19 protein-coding genes, 2 tRNA genes and 1 pseudogene are annotated in these 23,302 nt (G+C 51.1%); 9 read left to right on the plus strand and 13 right to left on the minus strand.

Annotated features, from left to right (window positions below):
• The first annotated feature begins 54 nt into the window (after window positions 1–54).
• The 3 genes from ACJHXB_RS05545 to ydhT are packed head-to-tail and all read left to right on the plus strand — an operon-like array spanning window position 55 to window position 2,321.
• On the plus strand, window positions 55–723 hold the full coding sequence (locus ACJHXB_RS05545) for a 4Fe-4S dicluster domain-containing protein (protein WP_001602609.1): 669 nt from the start codon (window positions 55–57) through the stop codon (window positions 721–723).
• Window positions 720–1,505 carry a thiosulfate reductase cytochrome B subunit gene (phsC, locus tag ACJHXB_RS05550; protein WP_001069968.1) on the plus strand — a complete coding sequence of 262 codons (786 nt, stop codon included), beginning with the start codon at window positions 720–722 and terminating at the stop codon, window positions 1,503–1,505. Before ACJHXB_RS05545 ends, phsC begins: the two co-directional genes overlap by 4 nt.
• Before the next feature lie 3 nt (window positions 1,506–1,508).
• Window positions 1,509–2,321 (plus strand): protein YdhT, encoded by an 813-nt coding sequence (gene ydhT / locus ACJHXB_RS05555; protein WP_000587586.1) that lies wholly within the window; start codon window positions 1,509–1,511, stop codon window positions 2,319–2,321.
• 5 nt (window positions 2,322–2,326) lie between these two features.
• On the opposite strand, the gene ACJHXB_RS05560 is transcribed toward ydhT, so the two are convergent.
• From ACJHXB_RS05560 to ACJHXB_RS05575, 4 genes are all read right to left on the minus strand, one after another.
• Window positions 2,327–3,937, minus strand: a complete 1,611-nt coding sequence (locus ACJHXB_RS05560) for an FAD-NAD(P)-binding protein (RefSeq protein ID WP_000716944.1) — start codon at window positions 3,935–3,937, stop codon at window positions 2,327–2,329.
• Between the two features lie 125 nt (window positions 3,938–4,062).
• On the minus strand, window positions 4,063–4,368 hold the full coding sequence (locus tag ACJHXB_RS05565; RefSeq protein WP_000212668.1) for a monooxygenase: 306 nt from the start codon (window positions 4,366–4,368) through the stop codon (window positions 4,063–4,065).
• Between the two features lie 107 nt (window positions 4,369–4,475).
• Window positions 4,476–4,552 (minus strand) — tRNA-Val (locus ACJHXB_RS05570).
• A gap of 4 nt (window positions 4,553–4,556) precedes the next feature.
• Window positions 4,557–4,633 (minus strand) — tRNA-Val (locus ACJHXB_RS05575).
• A 308-nt stretch (window positions 4,634–4,941) separates the two neighbouring features.
• On the opposite strand from ACJHXB_RS05575, the gene ACJHXB_RS05580 reads away from it, so the two are divergent.
• Window positions 4,942–6,198 (plus strand): AIDA repeat-containing protein, encoded by a 1,257-nt coding sequence (locus ACJHXB_RS05580; protein WP_000534309.1) that lies wholly within the window; start codon window positions 4,942–4,944, stop codon window positions 6,196–6,198.
• 40 nt (window positions 6,199–6,238) lie between these two features.
• Here the strand turns inward: ACJHXB_RS05580 and mdtK are convergent, their stop codons facing one another.
• Window positions 6,239–7,612, minus strand: a complete 1,374-nt coding sequence (gene mdtK, locus ACJHXB_RS05585; protein WP_001174939.1) for a multidrug efflux MATE transporter MdtK — start codon at window positions 7,610–7,612, stop codon at window positions 6,239–6,241.
• Window positions 7,613–7,826: 214 nt separating this feature from the next.
• On the opposite strand from mdtK, the gene ribE reads away from it, so the two are divergent.
• Window positions 7,827–8,468, plus strand: coding sequence for a riboflavin synthase (gene ribE, locus ACJHXB_RS05590; RefSeq protein ID WP_000493947.1), 642 nt, complete (start codon window positions 7,827–7,829; stop codon window positions 8,466–8,468).
• Between the two features lie 39 nt (window positions 8,469–8,507).
• Here ribE and cfa read toward each other — a convergent pair whose 3' ends face one another.
• Both cfa and punC read right to left on the minus strand, forming a co-directional pair.
• The gene (gene cfa, locus ACJHXB_RS05595) at window positions 8,508–9,656 is read right to left on the minus strand and encodes a cyclopropane fatty acyl phospholipid synthase (protein WP_000098896.1); all 1,149 of its coding nucleotides are present in this window, start codon (window positions 9,654–9,656) and stop codon (window positions 8,508–8,510) included.
• Window positions 9,657–9,946: 290 nt separating this feature from the next.
• A complete protein-coding gene (gene punC / locus ACJHXB_RS05600) occupies window positions 9,947–11,158 on the minus strand; it encodes a purine nucleoside transporter PunC (RefSeq protein ID WP_001182352.1) in 1,212 nt (403 codons plus the stop codon).
• Window positions 11,159–11,270: 112 nt separating this feature from the next.
• Between punC and punR the strand changes: the two genes are divergently transcribed.
• The gene (gene punR, locus ACJHXB_RS05605) at window positions 11,271–12,203 is read left to right on the plus strand and encodes a DNA-binding transcriptional activator PunR (protein WP_000269493.1); all 933 of its coding nucleotides are present in this window, start codon (window positions 11,271–11,273) and stop codon (window positions 12,201–12,203) included.
• Here punR and purR read toward each other — a convergent pair.
• On the minus strand, window positions 12,200–13,225 hold the full coding sequence (gene purR, locus ACJHXB_RS05610) for an HTH-type transcriptional repressor PurR (protein ID WP_000190982.1): 1,026 nt from the start codon (window positions 13,223–13,225) through the stop codon (window positions 12,200–12,202). The two genes, punR and purR, sit on opposite strands and share 4 nt — an antisense overlap.
• A gap of 298 nt (window positions 13,226–13,523) precedes the next feature.
• On the opposite strand from purR, the gene cydH reads away from it, so the two are divergent.
• Entirely contained in the window at window positions 13,524–13,613 is a 90-nt protein-coding gene (gene cydH / locus ACJHXB_RS05615) for a cytochrome bd-I accessory subunit CydH (RefSeq protein ID WP_000102278.1), read from the plus strand.
• Between the two features lie 165 nt (window positions 13,614–13,778).
• A pseudogene (locus ACJHXB_RS05620) lies at window positions 13,779–14,947 on the plus strand (MFS transporter).
• A gap of 145 nt (window positions 14,948–15,092) precedes the next feature.
• Here ACJHXB_RS05620 and sodB read toward each other — a convergent pair.
• Together sodB and mepH are read right to left on the minus strand one after the other, a co-directional pair.
• Window positions 15,093–15,674, minus strand: coding sequence for a superoxide dismutase [Fe] (gene sodB / locus ACJHXB_RS05625; RefSeq protein ID WP_000007283.1), 582 nt, complete (start codon window positions 15,672–15,674; stop codon window positions 15,093–15,095).
• A gap of 127 nt (window positions 15,675–15,801) precedes the next feature.
• The gene (gene mepH / locus ACJHXB_RS05630) at window positions 15,802–16,629 is read right to left on the minus strand and encodes a peptidoglycan DD-endopeptidase MepH (RefSeq protein ID WP_000101172.1); all 828 of its coding nucleotides are present in this window, start codon (window positions 16,627–16,629) and stop codon (window positions 15,802–15,804) included.
• A 334-nt stretch (window positions 16,630–16,963) separates the two neighbouring features.
• Here mepH and grxD point away from each other — a divergent pair, with 334 nt between their 5' ends.
• Window positions 16,964–17,311 carry a monothiol glutaredoxin 4 gene (gene grxD / locus ACJHXB_RS05635; protein ID WP_000108172.1) on the plus strand — a complete coding sequence of 116 codons (348 nt, stop codon included), beginning with the start codon at window positions 16,964–16,966 and terminating at the stop codon, window positions 17,309–17,311.
• Window positions 17,312–17,361: 50 nt separating this feature from the next.
• On the opposite strand, the gene ACJHXB_RS05640 is transcribed toward grxD, so the two are convergent.
• The 3 genes from ACJHXB_RS05640 to gloA form a co-directional block, all read right to left on the minus strand.
• The gene (locus ACJHXB_RS05640; RefSeq protein ID WP_410233469.1) at window positions 17,362–21,978 is read right to left on the minus strand and encodes an ATP-dependent helicase; all 4,617 of its coding nucleotides are present in this window, start codon (window positions 21,976–21,978) and stop codon (window positions 17,362–17,364) included.
• A 92-nt stretch (window positions 21,979–22,070) separates the two neighbouring features.
• On the minus strand, window positions 22,071–22,718 hold the full coding sequence (gene rnt / locus ACJHXB_RS05645) for a ribonuclease T (RefSeq protein WP_001282281.1): 648 nt from the start codon (window positions 22,716–22,718) through the stop codon (window positions 22,071–22,073).
• Window positions 22,719–22,820: 102 nt separating this feature from the next.
• Window positions 22,821–23,228, minus strand: coding sequence for a lactoylglutathione lyase (gloA, locus tag ACJHXB_RS05650; RefSeq protein WP_001237796.1), 408 nt, complete (start codon window positions 23,226–23,228; stop codon window positions 22,821–22,823).
• Between the last annotated feature and the right edge of the window lie 74 nt (window positions 23,229–23,302).

Raw genomic sequence — 23,302 nt, forward strand, 5'->3', positions numbered from 1 at the left:
GAGATGTCATGGATAGGGTGGACAGTAGCAGCCACTGCATTAGGGGATAATCAGATGTCCTTCACTCGACGCAAATTTGTTCTGGGGATGGGAACAGTAATCTTTTTTACTGGTTCTGCGTCTTCTCTGTTAGCGAACACGAGGCAAGAAAAGGAAGTTCGGTATGCCATGATTCATGACGAGTCACGGTGCAATGGCTGTAATATTTGCGCCCGCGCATGCCGTAAAACTAACCACGTCCCCGCTCAGGGAAGCCGTTTATCGATAGCACACATTCCAGTCACCGATAACGACAACGAAACGCAGTATCACTTTTTTCGCCAGTCATGCCAGCACTGTGAAGATGCTCCTTGCATCGACGTTTGCCCGACAGGGGCGTCGTGGCGTGATGAGCAGGGGATCGTGCGGGTAGAAAAATCGCAGTGCATCGGCTGCAGTTATTGCATTGGCGCTTGCCCGTATCAGGTTCGCTACCTTAACCCTGTCACTAAAGTGGCAGATAAATGTGATTTCTGCGCTGAGTCCCGACTGGCAAAAGGCTTTCCGCCCATTTGCGTCAGCGCCTGCCCGGAACACGCCTTGATCTTTGGTCGCGAAGATAGCCCAGAAATTCAGGCGTGGTTGCAGGAAAATAAATACTATCAATATCAGCTACCTGGTGCCGGGAAACCGCATCTGTATCGCCGATTCGGTCAACATTTGATTAAAAAGGAAAATGTATGAACCCGTCGCAACATGCTGAACAGTTTCAGAGCCAGTTGGCGAACTATGTGCCACAGTTCACTCCCGAATTTTGGCCGGTGTGGTTGATCATTGCCGGACTATTGCTGGTTGGGATGTGGTTGGTGCTGGGGCTGCATGCCTTGTTTCGTGCTCGTGGCGTGAAGAAATCAGCCACCGATCATGGTGAGAAGATTTATCTTTACAGCAAAGCGGTCAGATTATGGCACTGGTCGAATGCGTTACTCTTTGTATTGTTGCTGGCAAGTGGGCTGATAAATCACTTTGCGCTGGTGGGCGCAACTGCGGTTAAAAGTCTGGTTGCGTTGCATGAAGTTTGCGGATTTTTGTTACTGGCATGCTGGCTCGGCTTTGTTCTGATCAATGCCGTTGGGGGTAATGGTCACCACTATCGCATTCGTCGTCAGGGTTGGCTGGAGCGAGCGGCAAAACAAACGCGATTTTATTTGTTTGGCATTATGCAGGGGGAAGAACATCCTTTCCCGGCAACAACACAGTCTAAATTTAATCCCTTACAGCAGGTCGCCTATGTTGGTGTCATGTATGGATTGCTGCCGTTGTTACTATTGACGGGGCTGCTGTGTCTCTATCCGCAAGTCGTGGGAGATGTGTTTCCTGGCGTAAGATACTGGTTATTGCAGGCGCATTTTGCTCTGGCATTTATAAGCCTCTTTTTTATCTTCGGTCATCTTTATCTTTGCACCACGGGGCGTACGCCACACGAAACCTTTAAAAGCATGGTCGATGGCTATCACCGGCACTAACGAATGATCATTACACGAGCAGACCTGCGAGAATGGCGTATCGGAGCGGTGATGTATCGCTGGTTCCTGCGCCATTTCCCACGCGGCGGTAGTTATGCCGATATTCATCATGCACTGATTGAGGAAGGATATACGGACTGGGCGGAGAGTCTGGTTGAGTATGCGTGGAAAAAATGGCTGGCGGATGAAAACTTCGCGCATCAGGAAGTTTCCTCTATGCAAAAACTGGCCACAGATCCCGGAGAGAGACCATTTTGCAGTCAGTTTGCCCGCAGCGACGATCATGCTCGCATCGGCTGTTGTGAGGATAATGCCAGAATCGCAACCGCTGGGTATGCCGCGCAAATTGCCAGTATGGGTTATAGCGTGCGGATTGGAAGTGTCGGCTTTAACAGTCACATTGGCAGCTCCGGTGAACGCGCACGGGTTGCTGTAACCGGTAATTCTTCGCGGATAAGCAGCGCTGGAGATAGTAGTCGGATTGCAAATACCGGAATGCGAGTACGCGTTTGTACATTGGGTGAACGGTGTCATGTCGCCAGTAATGGTGACCTGGTGCAAATCGCCAGCTTTGGCGCAAACGCCAGAATTGCCAATAGCGGCGACAATGTACACATCATTGCCAGCGGTGAAGATTCGACAATAGTGAGCACGGGCGTGGTCGACTCAATTATTCTCGGGCCAGGGGGAAGCGCCGCACTGGCATATCATGACGGCGAAAGAGTTCGCTTCGCCGTCGCCATTGAAGGTGAAAACAATATTCGAGCCGGAGTCCGCTATCGCCTTAATGAACAGCATCAGTTTGTTGAGTGCTGATAGCTTTACATTTGATCAAACGAAAGACGCCGACGAGCACGGGATGCAGGCTTTACGACCGCCTGAGCCATCGCCTCACCAATTTCTGCACATGCCGTAAGTCCCTGTACGAATGGCTGGTCGTGCATCAACCAGGGCAACGCGCCGAACGCTACGCGCCCACGAATTTCTTCGGGTTGCTGTAGCGTATAATCTTCGCCAACATCAGGGATTTCATCCCCTGTTTTCTGTAATTGTTCGCGTAGTCCAGGGAAAGGAATATCTTTCACTTTAAGCGGACGCTGCCCGCGGGCATCAATAAAAACGTCAAACGAGTAGCTATTGTCTTCCGTTTTCAGGACGGTGCGCGACTCATTAATTTCCATTTCGTAGTCTTCACCGAGGGCGAGAATATGAATGATTCCCGCTTCACGTAAGGCCAGTAGTCGACGAATAGACTCTGAAGGGATTGCCGCATAATTATCGATGAAAACCCGGGCAAAGCCTTTACTGAACCGTTTATGGTCGTGTTCATTCAGATGAGGAACAATTTCCTGTACTGCTTCATGCAGGCGCAGAATGACATAACGCCAGGGAACAGTATGTTTTTCTCGTTTATTGCGTTCGACTTCCTGGAGATTTTTTTCTGCCCAGTCAAATGGGTCGCGTTGTTTGCGCTCGGCAAACCAGGCTTGAGCAAAGGAATCGACATTCAGGCTTTCTAAGGCTATGCGTTGGCTCCAGTCTGGATCAGCAAACTTGATTTCCTCTACTATCAATCTAAATACCCGATCCAAAAGGCCCTCTTCGCCTTTTTGAATCTCAGCATTTAATGCTTGATCAGTGACGATGTGTAAGGGCTCGTAGGGAATAGGGCAATAGAAATCGGCTTCGGGTAAAATACCTGTGCGCGACATTAACGTAATATTTAGCTTTTCACTTGCGTTATCGCGGTGAAAAATGACGTGTTGTTTATCATCTTCAATGAACGAACCATGCTGAATAGCCACTGCCATTGCCGCATCCAGTCCGCTCAAGGATGTTCCCATAATACCCACGTTACACGCATCGACCTTTGCTTCCATCAGGCCTGACCACGGGCTGGGAAAATACGTTCTGGTTGCTTCTTCTTCATCAGGCCAGACGTGACCCGTGGCAATCACCGCTAAATCAAACGTCTCGCTGGGTAAATCCTGATTTGTAGCGAGCATGACGCCAGCATTTGTAATTTGCAGATCGGTAACCTGGCATGATTCATAAACAGCCACTGCAAATTTTTGCTGTCGTGCCTGGTCTACTAATCGTAAAAATTGATCGCGGAAATATTCGCCCAGCAGAATTCGCGGTAAAAACTGACGATCGTGCAAGGTTTCTTTTTTAACGCCATAACGCTGGAGATGGCTGGCTTCTTGCTTTTGTAGCCATTCGAGATACGTACAATAAATCGGCGGTATTTCAATACTGGCAATATTTGCCAGCATCATTTTTGAGTTTTCCTCATCACTGTATGGCATCCCGACACCGGCTTCATCAGCCTGCTCGAAGATAGAAATAGAAAGTGGAGTTTGTTGCTGTAGAAGCGAGAATAAGGTGTAGATCCCCGTAGGCCCGGCACCCACAATAGCAATTTTTTTCATTGTTACTTACCTGTACGCATTCTTTCGAATTTAGTGTTATCAGATAAGTTTGGTTGAGATTTTTAGAATTTGAGAAATTTCAGACAGGGATGAAAAGGGCGCTAACCGCCCTTGATTAAATTCTGTCAGGCGAGTTTTGCCTGATTGATTTGACTAAGTGGCTCATTGACATCGAAAACTTTGGCGACAACTTCCTCAACGCCGAGATTTTTCAGTCGGGCAGTATGTTTTTCCAGATAGGCAAGGGCGCTTTTTTCATCAGTAAAAAGGTAGATCCCACCGGCTTCGTGGTTCTTTTCACTTTCTGTCCATACCTTCCACAGAAAACCAGGTTCCTGATTAATCGACTCAGCAAGCGGTTCAAGCTGCTCAACCATTGCGTCGCCAAATGGGCCATTAAAAGCAAAATGAAGTTGTAACAAAGTTGCCATAGCGATTCTCCTTCTGATAACGCATACGAAGACAGTGTAAATCTTTTAACGTATTGGATACAGAGAAGAAACAGAGGGAAAAAGGAGAAGACCAGATTAAGAAAATCTGGTGCGTCCGAGTGGACTCGAACCACCGACCCCCACCATGTCAAGGTGGTGCTCTAACCAACTGAGCTACGGACGCAGGATGGTGCGTTCAATTGGACTCGAACCAACGACCCCCACCATGTCAAGGTGGTGCTCTAACCAACTGAGCTATGAACGCAACGTTGTAGGTGACAACGGGGACGAATATTAGCGGCAGAGTGGGAAGGTGGCAAGAGGCAAAACGTAATTTTCTGCGCTATTTCGACCGTTTGCAGAGCTTTTAAGCAAATTGGCTATATTTTGTTGATTTGCAAGGGCGATTTTTATTCAGGATCGCATTTACATCTGACACAACCCAATAATCTGTGTATCAGAGTTTAAACAGAGTTGTTTGCCACCATCTCAAAATCTGTCGTGGATAAATCCTCCGTAGCCTTTACACTTAGGTAGCAATAAAGGCACACAGATGCAGCAAAGGAATAAATCATGGGATCTGATGCGAAAAACTTGATGAGCGACGGGAACGTGCAAATTGTTAAGACCGGCGAGGTCATTGGCGTGACGCAACTTACTGAAGGTGAGTTAATTGTTGAAGCTGGCGGAAAAGCCGAAAATACCGTGGTCACGGGGGCTGGCTGGTTGAAAGTGGCAACCGGTGGGATCGCCAAATGCACACAGTACGGCAACAATGGCACGCTATCGGTCAGCGACGGTGCCATTGCCACAGATATTGTTCAGTCCGAGGGAGGCGCAATTAGTCTCTCTACGCTCGCTACGGTTAATGGCCGCCATCCCGAAGGTGAATTCAGCGTTGATAAAGGTTATGCCTGCGGTTTGTTGCTGGAAAATGGCGGTAACCTGCGTGTACTGGAAGGCCATCGCGCGGAAAAAATCATTCTCGATCAAGAGGGCGGCCTGTTGGTCAATGGGACAACCTCAGCGGTCGTGGTAGATGAAGGTGGTGAATTGTTGGTGTATCCAGGTGGGGAAGCCAGCAATTGTGAGATTAATCAGGGCGGCGTTTTTATGCTGGCGGGGAAAGCCAATGATACGTTGCTTGCTGGTGGCACCATGAATAATCTTGGTGGTGAAGACTCTGACACTATTGTTGAGAATGGATCCACTTATCGTCTGGGGACGGATGGTCTTCAGCTCTACAGTTCCGGTAAGACGCAAAACTTGTCCGTTAATGTAGGTGGTCGGGCTGAAGTGCATGCTGGTACGCTGGAAAACGCGGTAATACAAGGTGGGACAGTGATCTTGTTGTCACCCACCAGCGCGGACGAAAATTTTGTCGTAGAGGAAGATCGCGCACCGGTTGAACTGACCGGGAGTGTTGCATTACTGGACGGCGCTTCAATGATTATTGGCTATGGCGCAGATCTGCAACAATCAACGATTACTGTACAGCAGGGCGGTGTATTGATTCTCGACGGCAGTACGGTAAAAGGTGACAGTGTCACTTTCAGTGTTGGTAACATCAATCTAAATGGCGGAAAACTGTGGCTAATCACTGGTGCGGCAACGCATGTGCAACTGAAAGTGAAACGCCTGCGCGGAGAGGGAGCGATTTGCCTGCAAACCAGTGCGAAAGAAATTTCACCTGACTTCATCAATGTGAAAGGGGAAGTTACTGGTGATATACACGTTGAGATAACAGATGCCAGTCGGCAAACTCTGTGTAACGCACTGAAACTACAGCCAGACGAAGACGGGATTGGCGCAACGCTCCAGCCTGCGTAAAAACACAGGCGCAACCCGTGAAGGTTGCGCCTTGTCTTTACTAGCGAGCTGCTCGTTGCAGAATGATGGCTGACGGCAGACGTTGCAGGAACCGCATACGCAGCATCATCATAATGGCTGCCGACGTCAGGCCAATAATAAAGCCTATCCAGAAGCCTGCTGGCCCCATAGGTTCAACGACCAGATCGGTCAGTGCCAGAATATAGCCGCTTGGCAAGCCCAGCACCCAGTAAGCCGTAAAGGTGATATAGAAAATGGAACGCGTATCTTTATAACCACGCAAAATCCCACTGCCAATCACCTGGATAGAGTCAGAAATCTGATATACCGCCGCCAGCAACATCAAATGCGCAGCCAGCGTTACAACCTCGGGATTGTCGTTGTACAACAGGGCGATTTGCTCCCGCAGTGAAACCGTGAAAATGGCCGTCAGGGTTGCCATACAGACACCCACCATAAGCCCGGTCCGCGCAGCGGTTTGCGCATCCAGCGTTGAGCCCTGACCCAGACGATAACCTACGCGGATAGTTACCGCTGCCGCCAGCGACATTGGAAGCACAAACATCAGTGAACTAAAGTTCAGGGCAATCTGGTGTCCTGCGACATCAACAATACCGAGCGGAGACACTAACAGAGCCACGACGGCAAACAGCGTTACTTCAAAGAACAGCGCCAGCGCAATTGGCAAACCGAGTTGAATCAGTCGTTTCATAACCGCAGGATCGGGCTTCGCAGTGCCTTTTTCGTTACGAATATCGCGCATCGAGCGGGCGCGTTTAATGTAAGAAACCATGGCAAGGAACATGACCCAATACACCGCCGCAGTAGCCACGCCACAACCAACGCCACCGAGCTCAGGCATACCGAAATGACCATAAATAAAGATATAGTTCACCGGAATGTTCACCAGCAGGCCGATAAAGCCCATTACCATACCCGGCTTGGTTTTTGCCAGACCTTCACATTGGTTACGGGCAACCTGGAAGAACAGATAGCCCGGCGCGCCCCATAGCAACGCACGCAGATAACCCACGGCTTTGTCCGCCAGAGCCGGATCGATGTTTTCCATGGAGCGGATAATGTAACCTGCATTCCACAGCACCAGCATAATGAGAACGGAAACAAAACCCGCCAGCCAGAAACCCTGTCGCACCTGATGCGCAATGCGCTCACGTCGACCGGAACCATTTAATTGCGCGATAACCGGCGTTAATGCCAGCAGCAGTCCGTGACCAAAGAGGATCGCCGGAAGCCAGATAGAAGTACCGATAGCGACCGCCGCCATGTCGGTGGCACTATAGCCGCCCGCCATCACGGTATCGACAAAACCCATCGCAGTTTGGGCGATTTGCGCGAGAATCACCGGGATTGCTAATGCTAATAACAGACGCGCTTCACTGATATACTTCTGCACGTGAACACCTTTTATTTGTAGTTATATGAGAGACTAAAAAGCCGCCTGAATGGGCAGCAAAAAGAAGAAGCAGGGGAAATTCAGTCTATTGTAGCGAGGATTTATTAATTCTCCAGTGAAAAAATAGCCATTCTTGCCCCTTCACTGGTAAGGGCGTTTTCCACCTGCTATTGTGCTGAACAGAATGTCTTAACTGATTTCAGGAGTTGTAAGTATGTTTACGGGGATTGTACAGGGCACCGCAAAACTGGTGTCGATTGACGAGAAACCAAATTTTCGCACGCATGTGGTGGAGTTACCCGACCACATGCTGGACGGCCTGGAAACCGGTGCGTCCGTGGCACATAACGGTTGCTGCCTGACCGTAACGGAAATTAACGGCAACCATGTCAGTTTTGACCTCATGAAAGAAACGTTACGCATTACCAATCTTGGCGATTTAAAAGTGGGGGATTGGGTAAACGTTGAGCGTGCGGCGAAATTCAGCGATGAAATTGGCGGACACTTAATGTCAGGTCATATTATGACCACCGCTGAAGTCGCGAAAATATTAACCTCGGAAAATAATCGCCAGATCTGGTTTAAAGTCCAGGATAGTCAGTTGATGAAATATATCCTGTACAAAGGATTTATTGGCATCGACGGTATTAGCCTGACCGTCGGCGAAGTCACGCCAACGCGTTTTTGCGTCCATTTAATTCCGGAAACACTGGAACGCACGACTCTTGGGAAGAAAAAACTCGGCGCACGCGTCAACATTGAAATCGATCCACAAACTCAGGCAGTGGTAGATACGGTAGAACGAGTGCTGGCGGCACGAGAAAATGCCATGAATCAACCAGGTACAGAAGCCTGATCTGAAATCGCCCCCGGAGAGGGGGCGATAGAATAGCCTTTAGCGAGCCACTCGAAGGCCGTTTTCAACACCGCGTGAGAACACCACCTGCCAGAGCTGAATATCACGGGCGCGGAAAGCACCTGCACAGGCATTCAGATAATAGGTAAACATCCGTTTAAAGCGTTCACTGTAGTTATCCGCAATTTCTGGCCATGCGGCGAGGAATCGTTCATACCACGCCATCAACGTAGTATCGTAATCAGCACCGAAGTTATGCCAGTCTTCCATCACAAAGTGGGGTTCGCTGGACTGAGCAATCTGGCGTACAGAGGGCAGGCAACCGTTCGGAAAAATATATTTATTAATCCAGGGATCAACATTCAGATCGGTTTTTTTCGAACCGATAGTATGGAGCAGGAATATGCCTTCCGGTTTCAAATTACGATCCACCACCGCAAAATAGGTATCGTAATTTTTCGGTCCGACGTGCTCGAACATCCCCACAGAAACAATACGATCAAACTGGTCGTTCAGGTCACGATAATCTTGCAGCAAAATGGTGACATCCAGGCCTTCACAGCGTTCCTGAGCCATTTTTTGCTGTTCGGCAGAAATGGTGACGCCAACCACGCTTACGTCATAATTAGATGCCATGTAGTGCGCCAGTCCGCCCCAGCCGCAGCCAATATCCAGTACGCGCATCCCTGGTTTTAACTGCAATTTTTCACAAATCATTTTGAGCTTCGCCTGCTGGGCAGATTCCAGATTATCGGCATCTTTCCAGTAAGCGCAGGAATATTGCATGAAGGGATCAAGCATGCGGCTGAACAAGTCATTACCCAAATCGTAATGCTCTTTGCCGACTATCCAGGCACGTTTTTTACTCTGCAGATTGAAGAGACGAGCGCCGGCAATACGCAGCGTGTCTTTGAAATGATGGGGGAGTTGGTTCTCGAGACCTGCGCGTAAGACTTTGCTAAAAAACATATCCAGTCGGTCACATTCCCACCAGCCATCCATATAACTTTCGCCTAACCCCAAAGAGCCTTCCTGCAGAACGCGTTTAAAAAAATCGGGGTTTTTCACACGAATATCCGCCGGGGCAGAACCGTTAATGGCTATACCGGCACGGCTAAGTAATTCGTTGGCGATACGGTACCAGTTGTCATCCGGTACACTGACTTCTTCTATACACGATGAACTCATAGTTTCTCCATCACTGGTCGGTGATCAGAACCTTAAAACAGCGTAGACGCTTTTTGGGCTTTGTGAGAAATCTCGCAGAAAAAACCGCGAGTCTATAATCCGACGTAGAACAGAGGGAAAGGAGGAACCCTTGCCGAAATGACCATCCATAGTGAGTCGGGAACGATCCTGTCCCCGTAAAAACATAATATTTATCGTAGCTTTAACAACTCGAAATTAGTATAGGCCGCTAATTTCAATCATACAACAAAATTTTGTTAGCAGCCTAAGTATAAGTATATCGATATAGATCAGTGTGATTCGCTATGAGCGACTTCGGCATTGCCATGATTCTGACAGTCTACTTCTTCACAACGTTGCATCATGTAACCCAGAGCGACCAGCACTACTGTTGATAACATCACGCTGGTGGTGGTGAGCAATGGCGTGCTGATACTGATCAGCCAGGAAACTACCAGACTTGCGAGGAAGCACAGACCCAGTTGTAGAGTGTTCTGCAACGCTGCGGCGCGACCAGTTGCATGTGGGAAGGGACGCAGCGCCTGGGCGACAACAATCGGGTAGATCGCGCCATTGGCAATCGCCATCACACAGAATGGGATCAGGATTTCGACTAGCGACACATGGCTAATGAAGCCCACAGCCCAGGTCGCAATGACGCTGACAGCAAACAGTACCAGCAACCACGGTAATAACTGCTTGCCTTGCCATTTCTGCAGTGCGGCGCGACAGCCATAACCACCAATCAGAAACGCGATAGTTTGCGGGACATAACTTAAACCAATAACTGCCGGGCTGTAGCCCATTTCACTAAGGATGAACGGTGAGCCGGTCAGCCATGCAAAAAAACTGGCTGAACAGGCCGCATATATCAGCACGTTGCCGCGATAGATCTTAGAACGTAGCAGGTCGGTAAAGGTCAGACCATCCTGACTATTGTTACGGGCCTTCGTCGTGGGTTTGAGCCAGAAAATAGGCAGAATCAGCACCACGGTAATGGCAAACAGGGTGGCGAAAATCGCCTGCCAGGAAAAATGGACCAGCAGCCAGCTTCCTAACAGAGGAGCCAGTGCCGGAGATAGACCCACCAGCGGCATGATGGTCGCAAAAATACGGTTAACTTTCTGCGAAGGATAATAATCCGTCACTAACGCTTGCCAGATAACCGCCGCGGCGCAGACACCCACAGCCTGTACAAAACGCAATACCAGCAGCGTGGCGGCGTTTTCAACCCACAGCATCCCCAGACTACCTAACGCAAAAATTGTCAGGCCGATTAATAACACCGGTTTACGACCATAACGGTCGGAGAGCGGCCCCCACAGAAGCTGGGCTGCGGCAAAACCGGCAAGGAACAGACTAAGGCTGGCACTGACAGCAGACGCAGGCGTTTGCAGGTCGGCCTGTATGGCGGCGAAAGCAGGCAGATACATATCGGTTGCCAGAAAACCGAGTACGCTCAAACCCGCCAGCCAGACTAAAAATCTTTTCCCAGGTTGCATGTATATTCTCTAAATCTCTCAATTAAACACCGCCGCAAAGTGTAGGGAGTGAAATTAGTGTTGTGAAACGGTAATATTTGATGACTGGTTTCAAAAATTTTGCAGGCAGACTATGTGGTCAGAATATTCACTCGAAGTTGTTGATGCGGTAGCGCGTAATGGTAGTTTTAGCGCTGCGGCACAGGAGTTGCATCGCGTTCCTTCTGCGGTCAGCTATACCGTGCGTCAGCTGGAAGAGTGGCTGGCGGTGCCGCTGTTTGAACGACGTCACCGTGATGTGGAACTGACCGCTGCCGGGGCGTGGTTTCTCAAAGAAGGGCGCTCTGTTGTCAAAAAAATGCAGATCACCCGGCAGCAATGTCAGCAGATAGCGAACGGCTGGCGCGGTCAGTTAGCTATCGCAGTGGATAATATTGTCAGGCCAGAACGTACACGGCAGATGATCGTTGATTTTTATCGCCATTTTGATGATGTCGAACTTCTTGTCTTTCAGGAAGTGTTCAACGGTGTCTGGGATGCGCTTTCCGACGGGCGCGTGGAACTGGCGATTGGCGCAACACGCGCGATTCCGGTAGGCGGTCGTTATGCCTTCCGGGATATGGGGATGCTAAGCTGGAGTTGCGTTGTTGCCAGCCATCACCCGCTGGCGTTGATGGATGGCCCGTTCAGCGATGATACGTTGCGCAACTGGCCGTCATTGGTGCGCGAAGACACCTCGCGAACGCTACCTAAACGTATTACCTGGTTGCTGGATAACCAAAAAAGACTTGTCGTGCCTGACTGGGAATCATCGGCAACCTGTATCTCTGCAGGATTATGCATAGGGATGGTGCCAACACATTTCGCCAAACCGTGGCTTAATGAGGGGAAGTGGGTAGCATTAGAACTGGAAAACCCCTTTCCGGATTCGGCATGTTGTCTGACATGGCAGCAAAATGATATGTCGCCTGCGTTAACCTGGTTGCTTGAGTATCTCGGCGATAGTGAGACGCTGAATAAGGAGTGGCTGCGGGAGCCGGAAGAGACTCCCGCAACAGGTGATTAACGGCGATAGTCGCGGAACGGGCCGTCAGCCACGGAGCGGCGTTCAATCAACCGCGGATGCACTTCAATGGATTGCGGTTCTTCGCGTTTATTGACGATACGATCCAACAGCATGTTAAACGCCGTTTCGCCCAGCGAATCTTTTGGCTGATGGATCGTGGTCAGCGCCGGCGTAAAATAGCGGGCGTTGCGCACGTTATCATAACCGATCAGCGAAACATCCTGGGGCACGCGCAGACCCATTTCATCAGCAGCACAAAGTGCGCCCATTGCCATGATATCGCCACCACAGAAGACGGCAGTAGGGCGATGCGGCTGCGACAGGATTTGCTGCATGGCGCGATAACCGGATTCAGGTTCAAAATCACCCTGTACAATCCAGCTTTCCGGCACCTTGATCATCGCTTCTTCCATCGCCTTCATAAAACCGGCAAGGCGGCCTGCGCCAGTGTTACGTTCCAGCGGGCCGGGGATAACGCCGATTTCGCGGTGACCGCGTTCTATCAGATAACGCCCGGCCATGTAACCGCCTTCGAACGCGTTATCAATGACCGCATCGGTGAAGTCAGCTTTTGCTTCACCCCAGTCCATCACCACCATTGGGATATGGCGATACTCTTCCAGCATCGCCAGCAACGGCTCTGGGTACTCAGAACACATCACCAGCAGACCATCGACGCGTTTTTGCGCCATCATCGACAGATAAGCCCGCTGTTTCTCAAGATTGTTCCACGCATTGCCCAGAATCAGGGTGTAACCTTTCTGGAAGCAATTTTTTTCAACCGCTTCAATGATCTCGGCAAAATAGGCCGCTTCGCTGCTGGTCGCCAGCAAACCGATAGACTTGGTGTGGTTAACCTTCAGGCTACGCGCCACCGCGCTAGGGGAGTAGTGTAATTCTTTGATCGCTGCCCACACGGCGTTGCGCGTTTCTTCAGCGACGAAACGTGTTTTGTTGATCACGTGTGACACAGTTGTAGTGGAAACGTTTGCTCGTTTCGCTACATCTTTTATTGTTGCCATTCCATTTCACTCCAGACCCTAACTTCAGCTCCTGCAAAATCGCAAGGTAAACGTTTGCCTTTACACACCTTACGCACAACAAAAGTGTTGCGGTACGCCGGAAAAACGACACGGAGCGTCAGGAAGGGGTCAATGGCCAGTACGCAAATAGTGTAAGCGTGGAATTTTGGCCGATCTTGACGAAAAGGGGAAGTGGTAAAAACACTTATCATTATAAATGACGGGAGATTTTTTCATCACAGTGTGTAAAAATGCGTAATATCACTTTTTGTGTGGTAATAAAAAAGGAGAAAACTTGATGAGCACCGACCTTAAATTTTCACTGGTAACAACGATTATCGTCCTCGGTTTGATCGTGGCCGTGGGTTTGACAGCCGCGCTGCACTGATTTCCTCTCGAGGGAGCGCGTTCTCCCTCGCATCTCCTTCCTTTTTGTTAGCAAAATGGCAAAAGTGTTTTCTCTTTTTGTTATTTTCATTTTTTTGTGATTGCTGTCATGCTTTCGCCACTTTAATGAATATCGCGTAATGACGCGAAGAGGTGGAGATAAGGCATGAAAATTAACTATCCGTTGCTGGCGCTGGCGATTGGCGCGTTTGGTATCGGGACAACGGAGTTCTCGCCAATGGGCTTGTTGCCGTCATTGCGCGCGGTGTGGATGTCTCGATTCCCGCTGCCGGAATGTTAATCAGTGCCTATGCAGTTGGCGTAATGGTGGGCGCGCCGCTGATGACGCTTCTACTTTCTCATCGTGCCCGCCGCAGTGCGTTGATTTTCCTGATGGCGATTTTCACGCTCGGCAACGTACTTTCCGCCATCGCGCCGGATTATATGACCCTGATGCTTTCACGCATTTTGACCAGCCTGAATCACGGAGCATTTTTTGGTTTGGGTTCAGTCGTGGCCGCAAGCGTGGTGCCAAAACATAAACAGGCCAGCGCAGTTGCCACTATGTTTATGGGGTTAACCCTGGCAAATATCGGTGGCGTTCCGGCAGCGACCTGGTTGGGCGAAACCATCGGCTGGCGGATGTCATTTCTGGCAACTGCGGGGCTGGGCGTGATTTCAATGGTAAGTCTGTTCTTCTCATTACCTAAAGGTGGCGCAGGGGCGCGACCTGAAGTGAAAAAAGAGCTGGCGGTATTAATGCGTCCGCAGGTGCTGTCTGCATTGCTGACGACGGTACTGGGAGCTGGTGCAATGTTTACCCTCTACACCTATATCTCTCCGGTACTGCAAAGTATTACCCACGCAACGCCGGTGTTCGTTACGGCAATGCTGGTGCTGATTGGTGTCGGATTCTCTATTGGTAACTATCTCGGCGGCAAACTGGCAGATCGTTCAGTTAACGGCACGTTGAAAGGCTTTTTGTTGCTGCTGATGGTGATTATGCTGGCAATCCCGTTCCTGGCCCGCAATGAGTTCGGCGCAGCTATTAGCATGGTGGTGTGGGGCGCTGCAACCTTTGCGGTCGTACCGCCGTTACAGATGCGCGTGATGCGTGTCGCCAGTGAAGCGCCAGGTCTGTCTTCATCAGTCAATATTGGTGCCTTTAATCTTGGAAATGCGCTGGGAGCAGCTGCTGGTGGTGCGGTAATTTCCGCTGGGCTGGGATACAGCTTTGTGCCGGTGATGGGGGCGATTGTCGCAGGACTGGCATTATTGCTGGTGTTTATGTCAGCCAGAAAACAACCTGAGGCAGTTTGCGTTGCCAACAGCTAATTAAACAAAAACGCAGAAGGATAACCTTCTGCGTTACAGTTGCTGGCAACGTGCGATTTATCTTGCCGGATGCGGTGTTAACGCTTCATCCGAGTTGGCATGGTAAGCGAAGCGCATCAGGCAATGTTGCATTTGCCATCAGTTATTATGCAGCGAGATTTTTCGCTACGAATTCCCAGTTCACCAGCGCCCAGAAGTGCTCCAGATAGCCAGGACGTGCATTGCGATAGTCGATGTAATAAGCGTGTTCCCAGACATCAACGGTCAGCAGCGGAGTTGCATCGGTGGTCAGTGGAGTACCCGCGTTAGAGGTTGAAACGATAGCCAGCTTGCCATCGCTGTTTTTCACCAGCCAGGTCCAGCCAGAACCAAAGTTTTTGATCGCTGCATCAGTAAACTGAGCTTTGAAATCGGCAAAGCTGCCAAAAGATGCGGCGATAGCTTCAGCGACTTTTCCAGTCGGTTCGCCACCCGCGTTCGGTGCCAGGCAGTTCCAGTAGAAAGTATGGTTCCAGACCTGAGCTGCGTTGTTGAATACGCCACCTTCAGAGCTGCGAATAATCTCTTCCAGTGATTTACCTTCAAACGCGGTACCTTTAATCAGGTTGTTCAGGTTAGTCACATAAGTCTGATGATGCTTGCCGTAGTGATACTCGATGGTTTCCGCAGAAATGTGCGGTGCCAGAGCATCTTTAGCATATGGTAGTGCAGGTAATTCGAATGACATTGCTACTCTCCTTTATTATTAATTTGCATACGTACAATAGCCTTATTGTGCGTATGGATAGGGTAGCAAATTAAAAGGTGAGACAAAAGATGAACTTACCCTGTTGCCGTAACAACAGGGTAAAGTTTTAGCGAAGTGTTTTTGGGGTCATTACCCGGCGAGCGCCAACATAGTGGCGCTGCCAGTAGTCTTCACTGAGAGAAGTGATTTGAATTTCCTGACCCGTACGCGGTGACTGAATAAATTTGCCGTTGCCGACATATACGCCGACATGATCGGCTGTACCGCGTCCCTGAGTACGGAAAAAGACCAGGTCGCCGTTTTTCAGTTCACTACGTTCGATTGGCGCTGCATCTCGCAGGTGATACATTTCATTCGCCGTACGCGGAATACGAATTTTCACCAAATCTTTATAAGCGTAATAAACCAGGCCGCTGCAATCAAAACCGGTACGCGGTGAGCTGCCGCCCCAACGATATGGCTTACCAATTTGCTGCATCAGTTTATTCATTGCCACTTTCGTAGCTTTTTGCACCTTCGCTTTGTGCGCGTCGGCAAGAGTTCCTGAAGCGGCATTTTTGACTTTCACACAATGCGATTTATAGCCCTTACGTTTGGTACACTTTTCGGTAAAGCTGGCTGAGGCCGTTTTATTGACGGCGTGTTTGCTGCGAGTTTTGGCGTTTTTAGAAGCGGTAATGGAAGATTTTTTAACGGAAGAAGCGGTTTTGCTTTTGGTCGTACTTTTACTGGCGGCTTTTTTCGCTGTTTTCTGGCTGACTTTCTGGGGCTTTTTGGTGGTTGCCGTGCTTTTCTTTTTATCTGCTTTTTTGGTGATATGAGTGGTAGCAGAACTCTCCCTGGCTTGCTTTGAAGCATGGGCCATAGGCGTTAAAGGCAGGGTGGTAAAAAGTAAAGCACAGAGCGTGATCGAAATACGGTTTATCCGCGCCACTGAGCGTCCCTCTGTTAAGGCAGGTCTATCATGCCTGCGTCTGATTTACAAAACTTGATGATTCTAATGCATAGAAGAAGAGAAAGTTAATAGCTTTTATTGTTAAAAAATACGTTTCGTTGGCGAGCGCAAAAAAATGCAGCAGTGAAAGCTAAAAATGGTTATAAATACGCCAGTTTGCCGTGCGTCAGGGAAGAAACGAATATTTGAAATGCAACAAATAGAGCAAAGGGATAAAATAGCAAAAGCGTGATGAAAATGTTATTTTCCGATGCCGCACTGACCCGCTACAATGTCAGATTACTGCCGTAAAGAAGTTTGAGGAAGCAAGACAATGAGCACCACTATCGAAAAAATCCAACGCCAGATTGCTGAAAACCCGATCCTGCTGTACATGAAAGGTTCACCGAAACTGCCGAGCTGCGGTTTCTCTGCCCAGGCAGTCCAGGCGCTTGCCGCATGTGGCGAACGTTTTGCCTATGTTGATATCTTGCAGAATCCGGACATTCGTGCGGAACTGCCGAAATATGCTAACTGGCCGACCTTCCCGCAACTGTGGGTTGACGGCGAGCTGGTCGGCGGTTGTGATATCGTGATCGAAATGTATCAGCGTGGCGAACTGCAGCAGCTGATCAAAGAAACTGCCGCTAAATACAAGTCTGAAGAGCCGGACGCGGAATAATCCGTCCAGCAATACTGACGGATGCGAACGGGCATCCGTCAGTCCTTTCTCTATCCCCAATCCAGTCCTTGTGGCGAACTTGAAAATCCCGCCTCACGCAGCAGCGTAAACATCGGCGTTTGCCGGACCGGTAGGTCATTCACTTCTGTTAGCGTAAAGCGCAGCCGTGGTTCGCGACGCAGTGCGGTAGTCAGCGCGTGGAAAACCTCTGGGGCGAGTAATTCCTCTTTTTCCTGCCAGACCAGCATTTTTTTGCCACCTTGCGCCAGATAGAGTAACAATTTTCCGCCAGAAACGACCACCAGCGCACCCGCCCGACGCGTTGGTATCAGCGTTGCCGGATGTGCAGGCCAGGGCAGAAGATTTCCCCACACATTAGCCGGATCGTTGGCAGAGAGCGCCACTGGTGTATAGTGGCGCGTTTGCGTGGTTTGTGTCGCCAGATCGCGCAATCGGTCAATAGTCAGACGTTCAGCGAATTGCGCGCCACCCAGACCTTCTACAAAACGACCTCGCATAATTCGCCCGGAGTCTTCCATACTTCGACAAAGCGTTTGCATCGATGGAAACCCGCCAGGGATATTTTCGGCTATCACCGCCTGACGACTGATGATGCCGTAGCGGTCGAGCATATTTTCCGCCAGCGCCAGCATCCTTTCGGTATCGTTTAGTGGCTCCACCTGCAATAACGACCAGCGTCCAGCAAGCTTTGGTGTGTTGTAAGATAGCAGCGGCGAGACGGGTTGCGCATAGACAGGACGTCCACGACGAGCCCGGTGACTGCGGCGAGTTGAGGTGCGTGTGTTGGTACTGCTGCGGGTGAGGGCGCGTAACGGTGCCCAAATGTCGCTGGTGATGACGCCTTGCCAGACCAGCGCCCATAACGCCTCTTGCATGGCTGAGGGATCAACCGATTCGCCGATTTTATCGCGTATCCGTTGGCTGATTTGTTGTGCAAACCAGGCTCCTCCGTCAGCCAGAACCGTGACTATCGCTTGCTGCAGTGCCGAACGATTCGCCTGATTCGCTTCGGCGGAAGTGAACGATTCTGCGGCATATTCCTGTAGATGCAGTGCCACCAGACCGTCATCTTCACCCAGCTTTTTTTGCCCCGACCAGATAACCGCACCGGTTGCCAGTAATTCATCGAGCATTTCTGGCGAATAGTCGCGTACGCGGGCAGGCAGGATCTGGCTTTCCCAGAGTGAGGCGGGTAAACCGACTCCGGCAAGCTGTTCGATCACCCGCATGACGCCATCCACGCCCTCATAAACGCCTGGCGGTGTTGAGGCAAAGAGTGCCGGGCTACCATCGGTGGCGGGTAATACGCCCTGACGTTCCAGCATCAATCGCGCATAGGTCGTGGCCGCAACGGGACGCGTCGCTTCTCTGGCGGCTTGCAGCGAGCGCAAACGCAGACGACGAAATACTTCATCGCTCACCCAGATGTCTTGTTGCAGATTCATCACCAGCCCCTGTTCGCGCAGTTGCTGAAGTTGCTCTTCGACAATGGCAATACCGAGACTAAACTCATGAGCCAGTTGTTCAGACGTGACCAGAGCATGAGCCCGGAGATAGCGCAGAAAGAGGTCGCGAAGCGGGTAACTGACTCGGTGCAAATAAATCTCTGGCAGTGACTCTGGTAGTCGTACGCCGAGAGCATCGCGCAGCCTGGCGGCATCATCCATACAGGCAAGACGCTCCTGCCCGCTAATCATGGTCGGGAAGATTCGTTTTACTGCAAGAAGATTTTCCAGATACGACGCAATCTCTTCACTGCTGCCTGTATGCCGTTGCGCCAGGTCTTCAACGGTCATTGGCCCCAGTTCGCGCAGCAGGTCGAACAATCCTTCTTCACCTTTCGCTCTTCTGCCAGGAGCCAGTCGTTGCAACTCTTCTTCCACCTGGCGAATGACCTGCGGGTCGAGTAATTCCCCCGGATCGACCTGTCCGAGTAGATTGCGCAGTAACTCGCTGTCCAGCGACAGTACGGATGCCCGGCGCTCTGCCAGCGGGGCGTCGCTCTGGTACATAAATTCCGCGACATAGCCGAACAATAAACTGGCGGCGAAAGGCGAGGGCGTTGTGGTCGTTACATCGGATATTTGAATTTCGCCACCGTTCAGGCGACGCATCAAACGTTCCAGCGCGGGAAGATCATAAACATCTTGCAGACATTCGCGTAGGGTTTCGAGAATGACCGGAAAATCCGGATATCCCTGAGCGATTTCCAGCAACTGACTGGCGCGCAGCCGTTGTTGCCAGAGCGGGGTGCGATGGCCCGGCGTGCGGCCCGGCATTAATAATGCCCGCGCGGCGCATTCGCGAAAACGGGCGGCGAAAAGTGCCGAACTGCCTACCGCCTCGCGGACAATTTGTAGCAACTTTTCTGGTTCAAACAAAAAAATCGCGGCGTCGGGCAATTTACCATCAGTGTCAGGAATGCGCGCAACAATGCCGTCATCACTGGCGACCACAGACGCGTCAGCGCCCCATAGTGCATGTATTCGCCCGGCAATCGCCAGCGCCCAGGGTTCATGCACCCGTCTTCCATAGGGAGAGTGCAAAATAATACGCCAGTCGCCAATTTCATCACGGCACCGTTCGAGGACCAGATGACGACTCCCCGGAACGATGCCCGTCGCGTTGCGCTGCTCGTCAATCAACCCCTGAATATTGGCGATCGTATTTTCTTCTGCCAACCACGGGGGAATAGTCCCGGAAAAGAACGCGCCATCCGCCAGTAAATGGAGAAAATCGCCGATCATCTCGCCTAATTCTGCCGGACGTCCGTTACCTTCACCACGCCAGAAGGGGAGCCGGGCAGAACGACCCGGAGCAGGAGTCACAATCACCTGATCGCGGGTGATTTGCTGGATCCGCCATGAGGTAGCGCCGAGAGTGATAATGTCGTTCACCCGCGACTCATATACCATCTCCTCATCCAGTTCACCCACCCGCCGCGAACCGGCCTGTTCTTCACCTTCGGGTAATAACACGCTATACATGCCACGATCCGGAATGGTGCCACCACTGGTAACCGCCAACAGCTGAGCGCCAGGTCGGGCGGTCAATATCCCGGTCTCCCTGTTCCAGACCAGTTTTGGTCGAAAAGCAGAAAAATCGCCAGAGGGATAGCGCCCGGAAAGCATATCCAGCGTGGCGTCAAAAACACGTCTTGGCAGATCTTTCCACGGTGCGGCACGGCGTACGCGGGAGTACCATTCGTCTGCCTGTAATGCATCCATCGCCGCGGCGGCAACGGTTTGCTGCGCAAGGACGTCGAGTGGATTATGCGGTGGTGTCAGGTTTTCCAGCCTGCCTGCGAACATACACTCAACAATGACTGCGGAATCGACTAAGTCACGCCTGGTTCGGGGGAAAAAAAGCCCTTTGGAGATACCACCTACCTGGTGTCCGGCACGTCCAATGCGTTGTAACCCACTGGCAACAGAAAGCGGCGTTGCCACCTGAATCACCAGATCCACCGCGCCCATATCAATCCCCAGTTCGAGACTGGAGGTTGCGACCACGCAGCGTAATTCACCCGATTTCAGCGCCTGTTCGGTGATTGCTCGTTGTTCTTTAGACACGGAGCCGTGGTGTGATCGAGCAATAAAAACGTCGCTACTTTGTACACGGTTAGAGGTTGCGCCAGAGGTCGACTCGAAATGGGCCGCATCAACGGCGATAGACGGGGAACGCTGTAAGCGTGCGGCGTAAAGCTCATTCAATCGTGCCGTCAGTTTTTCCGCCAGCCCGCGTGAATTAGTAAAGACAATGGTCGAGCGATGGCGCAAAACTTCATCAAGGATACCCGTTTCAATATATGGCCAGATGGAGCCTTCCCGGCCGGCATGGCTGTCTTCGCCGGTGCCGCTGGCGACCGATGAGACATCATCCATATTGGCGACCGGTACGACAATCCGTATCTGCGGATGGCGCATTGCGGGCGGGTTGACTACCGTAACCGGGCGATCGCCACCAAGAAATGCTGCCACATCGCTGGCTGAGCGTACAGTGGCAGAAAGGCCAATTCGCTGTGCTGAGGCGTGGAGCAGCGCATCGAGCCGCTCCAGACTTAACGCCAGATGCGCACCACGTTTACTGCCCGCTACCGCGTGGACTTCATCAATAATTACCGTTTCGACGCCGCGTAGCGTTTCGCGCGCGCGGGAGGTCAGCATCAGATAGAGTGATTCGGGTGTGGTGATCAGAATATCCGGCGGATTACGGGTGAGTTTGCTGCGTTCCTGTGCAGGCGTATCGCCAGTACGGATCCCCACGCGAAGATTGACTTCCGTTTCGCCGCGCCGCCGCCGTTCATCGGCAATACCCTGTAACGGGATCTGCAAGTTGCGCTGAACGTCGGTGCCCAGAGCTTTTATCGGTGAAATATAGAGAATGCGTGAGGTTTTACGCTTATGCGCCTCGCGGGTATCTTCGCCGCCTTCGCGGAAGAGCTGATCGAGGGCGTAGAGAAATGCTGCCAGCGTTTTCCCGGAGCCAGTCGGTGCAATCACCAGCGCATGTTCGCCTCGCGCCGCCACATGCCAGGTTTGCGACTGGACAGCGGTCGGCTGTTTAAAGGCGCGAAGAAACCAGTCGCGGGTTGCCGGTGAAAACACGTCCGGCAGGGGCGATGAAAGGTTTGGATTATCTGCCATTAACGCTATTCCCCGTGAATATCATGCATGATGCGTGGAATAGCCTCACTATAGATGCCTGAATCATTGCATGTCATCAGGCATCGACTCGATTACACCTCTTCGGCGGCAGGTAGCGGCCAACCTCCCAGACGTTTCCAGCGGTTGACGATTTCACAAAACAGCACAGCAGTGCGTTCGGTGTCGTACAGCGCGGAGTGCGCCTGGGTGCTGTCGAAGTCCATGCCAGCGGTCTGGCAAGCCTTTGACAATACGGTTTGTCCGAGTGCCAGCCCGGCCAGTGCAGCAGTGTCAAAAGTGGCGAAAGGGTGGAACGGGTTACGTTTCAGTGAGGCGCGTTCTGCGGCGGCCATCATAAAGCTGTGATCGAAATTGGCGTTGTGCGCCACCATAATGGCGCGGTTACAACCGCTCGCTTTAATACCTTTACGCACAACTTTAAAAATTTCGTGCAGCGCCTCGTATTCGCTGACCGCGCCGCGATCGGGATCGTTCGGGTCAATGCCGTTGAAGGCGAGGGCCTCTGGCTGCAAATTTGCGCCGACAAATGGTTCGACGTGGAAATGTAATGTGGTGTCCGGCATCAGCCAGCCTTGTTCATCCATTTTCAGGGTGATGGCGGCAATCTCAAGCAGCGCATCGGTTTTGGCGTTAAATCCGGCTGTTTCAACATCGATCACAACAGGATAAAAACCACGAAAACGGTCGCACAGACCGGTAAGTTGAGCGTTATCGGACATCTGATTCTCTTAATACGGATAAATTGCAGCGCGCATTATGACAAATATTACTTGTCGATGCAGTAAAGATGCGGGCGCGATGAGTTCACGCCCGGCAGGAGATTAGTTGCCCAGACCGCGACCGGCGTCTTTCTCTTCGATTAATTCAATTTTGTAACCGTCCGGATCTTCCACAAACGCGATAACCGTAGTACCGCCTTTTACCGGACCCGCTTCACGGGTGACGTTACCCCCGTTTTGACGGATTTTTTCGCACGCTTCAGCGGCGTTATCAACGCTAAGCGCGATGTGACCATAAGCAGTGCCGAGTTCGTATTTATCCACGCCCCAGTTGTAGGTCAGTTCAATCACCGCTTCTTCGGTTTCCGGGCCGTAGCCAACAAACGCCAGTGAGTATTTGTATTCCGGGTTTTCGCTGGTACGCAGCAGTTTCATGCCCAGTACTTTGGTATAAAAATCGATGGAGCGTTGCAGATCGCCAACGCGCAGCATGGTATGAAGAAGACGCATCTTTATATCCTCAAAATGGCTAACAGATTCAAAATGTTGTTTTAGTATAGCGGCGGCTTTGCGCCGCTCGCAAT

The organism is Escherichia sp. WS3227_2, from assembly GCF_046486495.1.
Lineage (GTDB): Bacteria > Pseudomonadota > Gammaproteobacteria > Enterobacterales > Enterobacteriaceae > Escherichia > Escherichia coli.

Excerpts from the sequence above, each read along its gene's own strand:
- ACJHXB_RS05545 (WP_001602609.1), top strand. The coding sequence starts at position 55 with ATGTCCTTCACTCGACGCAAATTTGTTCTGGGGATGGGAACAGTAATC.
- phsC (WP_001069968.1), top strand. The coding sequence starts at position 720 with ATGAACCCGTCGCAACATGCTGAACAGTTTCAGAGCCAGTTGGCGAAC.
- ydhT (WP_000587586.1), top strand. The coding sequence starts at position 1,509 with ATGATCATTACACGAGCAGACCTGCGAGAATGGCGTATCGGAGCGGTG.
- ACJHXB_RS05560 (WP_000716944.1), bottom strand. The coding sequence starts at position 3,937 with ATGAAAAAAATTGCTATTGTGGGTGCCGGGCCTACGGGGATCTACACC.
- ACJHXB_RS05565 (WP_000212668.1), bottom strand. The coding sequence starts at position 4,368 with ATGGCAACTTTGTTACAACTTCATTTTGCTTTTAATGGCCCATTTGGC.
- ACJHXB_RS05580 (WP_000534309.1), top strand. The coding sequence starts at position 4,942 with ATGGGATCTGATGCGAAAAACTTGATGAGCGACGGGAACGTGCAAATT.
- ribE (WP_000493947.1), top strand. The coding sequence starts at position 7,827 with ATGTTTACGGGGATTGTACAGGGCACCGCAAAACTGGTGTCGATTGAC.
- cfa (WP_000098896.1), bottom strand. The coding sequence starts at position 9,656 with ATGAGTTCATCGTGTATAGAAGAAGTCAGTGTACCGGATGACAACTGG.
- punC (WP_001182352.1), bottom strand. The coding sequence starts at position 11,158 with ATGCAACCTGGGAAAAGATTTTTAGTCTGGCTGGCGGGTTTGAGCGTA.
- punR (WP_000269493.1), top strand. The coding sequence starts at position 11,271 with ATGTGGTCAGAATATTCACTCGAAGTTGTTGATGCGGTAGCGCGTAAT.
- purR (WP_000190982.1), bottom strand. The coding sequence starts at position 13,225 with ATGGCAACAATAAAAGATGTAGCGAAACGAGCAAACGTTTCCACTACA.
- cydH (WP_000102278.1), top strand. The coding sequence starts at position 13,524 with ATGAGCACCGACCTTAAATTTTCACTGGTAACAACGATTATCGTCCTC.
- sodB (WP_000007283.1), bottom strand. The coding sequence starts at position 15,674 with ATGTCATTCGAATTACCTGCACTACCATATGCTAAAGATGCTCTGGCA.
- grxD (WP_000108172.1), top strand. The coding sequence starts at position 16,964 with ATGAGCACCACTATCGAAAAAATCCAACGCCAGATTGCTGAAAACCCG.
- ACJHXB_RS05640 (WP_410233469.1), bottom strand. The coding sequence starts at position 21,978 with ATGGCAGATAATCCAAACCTTTCATCGCCCCTGCCGGACGTGTTTTCA.
- rnt (WP_001282281.1), bottom strand. The coding sequence starts at position 22,718 with ATGTCCGATAACGCTCAACTTACCGGTCTGTGCGACCGTTTTCGTGGT.
- gloA (WP_001237796.1), bottom strand. The coding sequence starts at position 23,228 with ATGCGTCTTCTTCATACCATGCTGCGCGTTGGCGATCTGCAACGCTCC.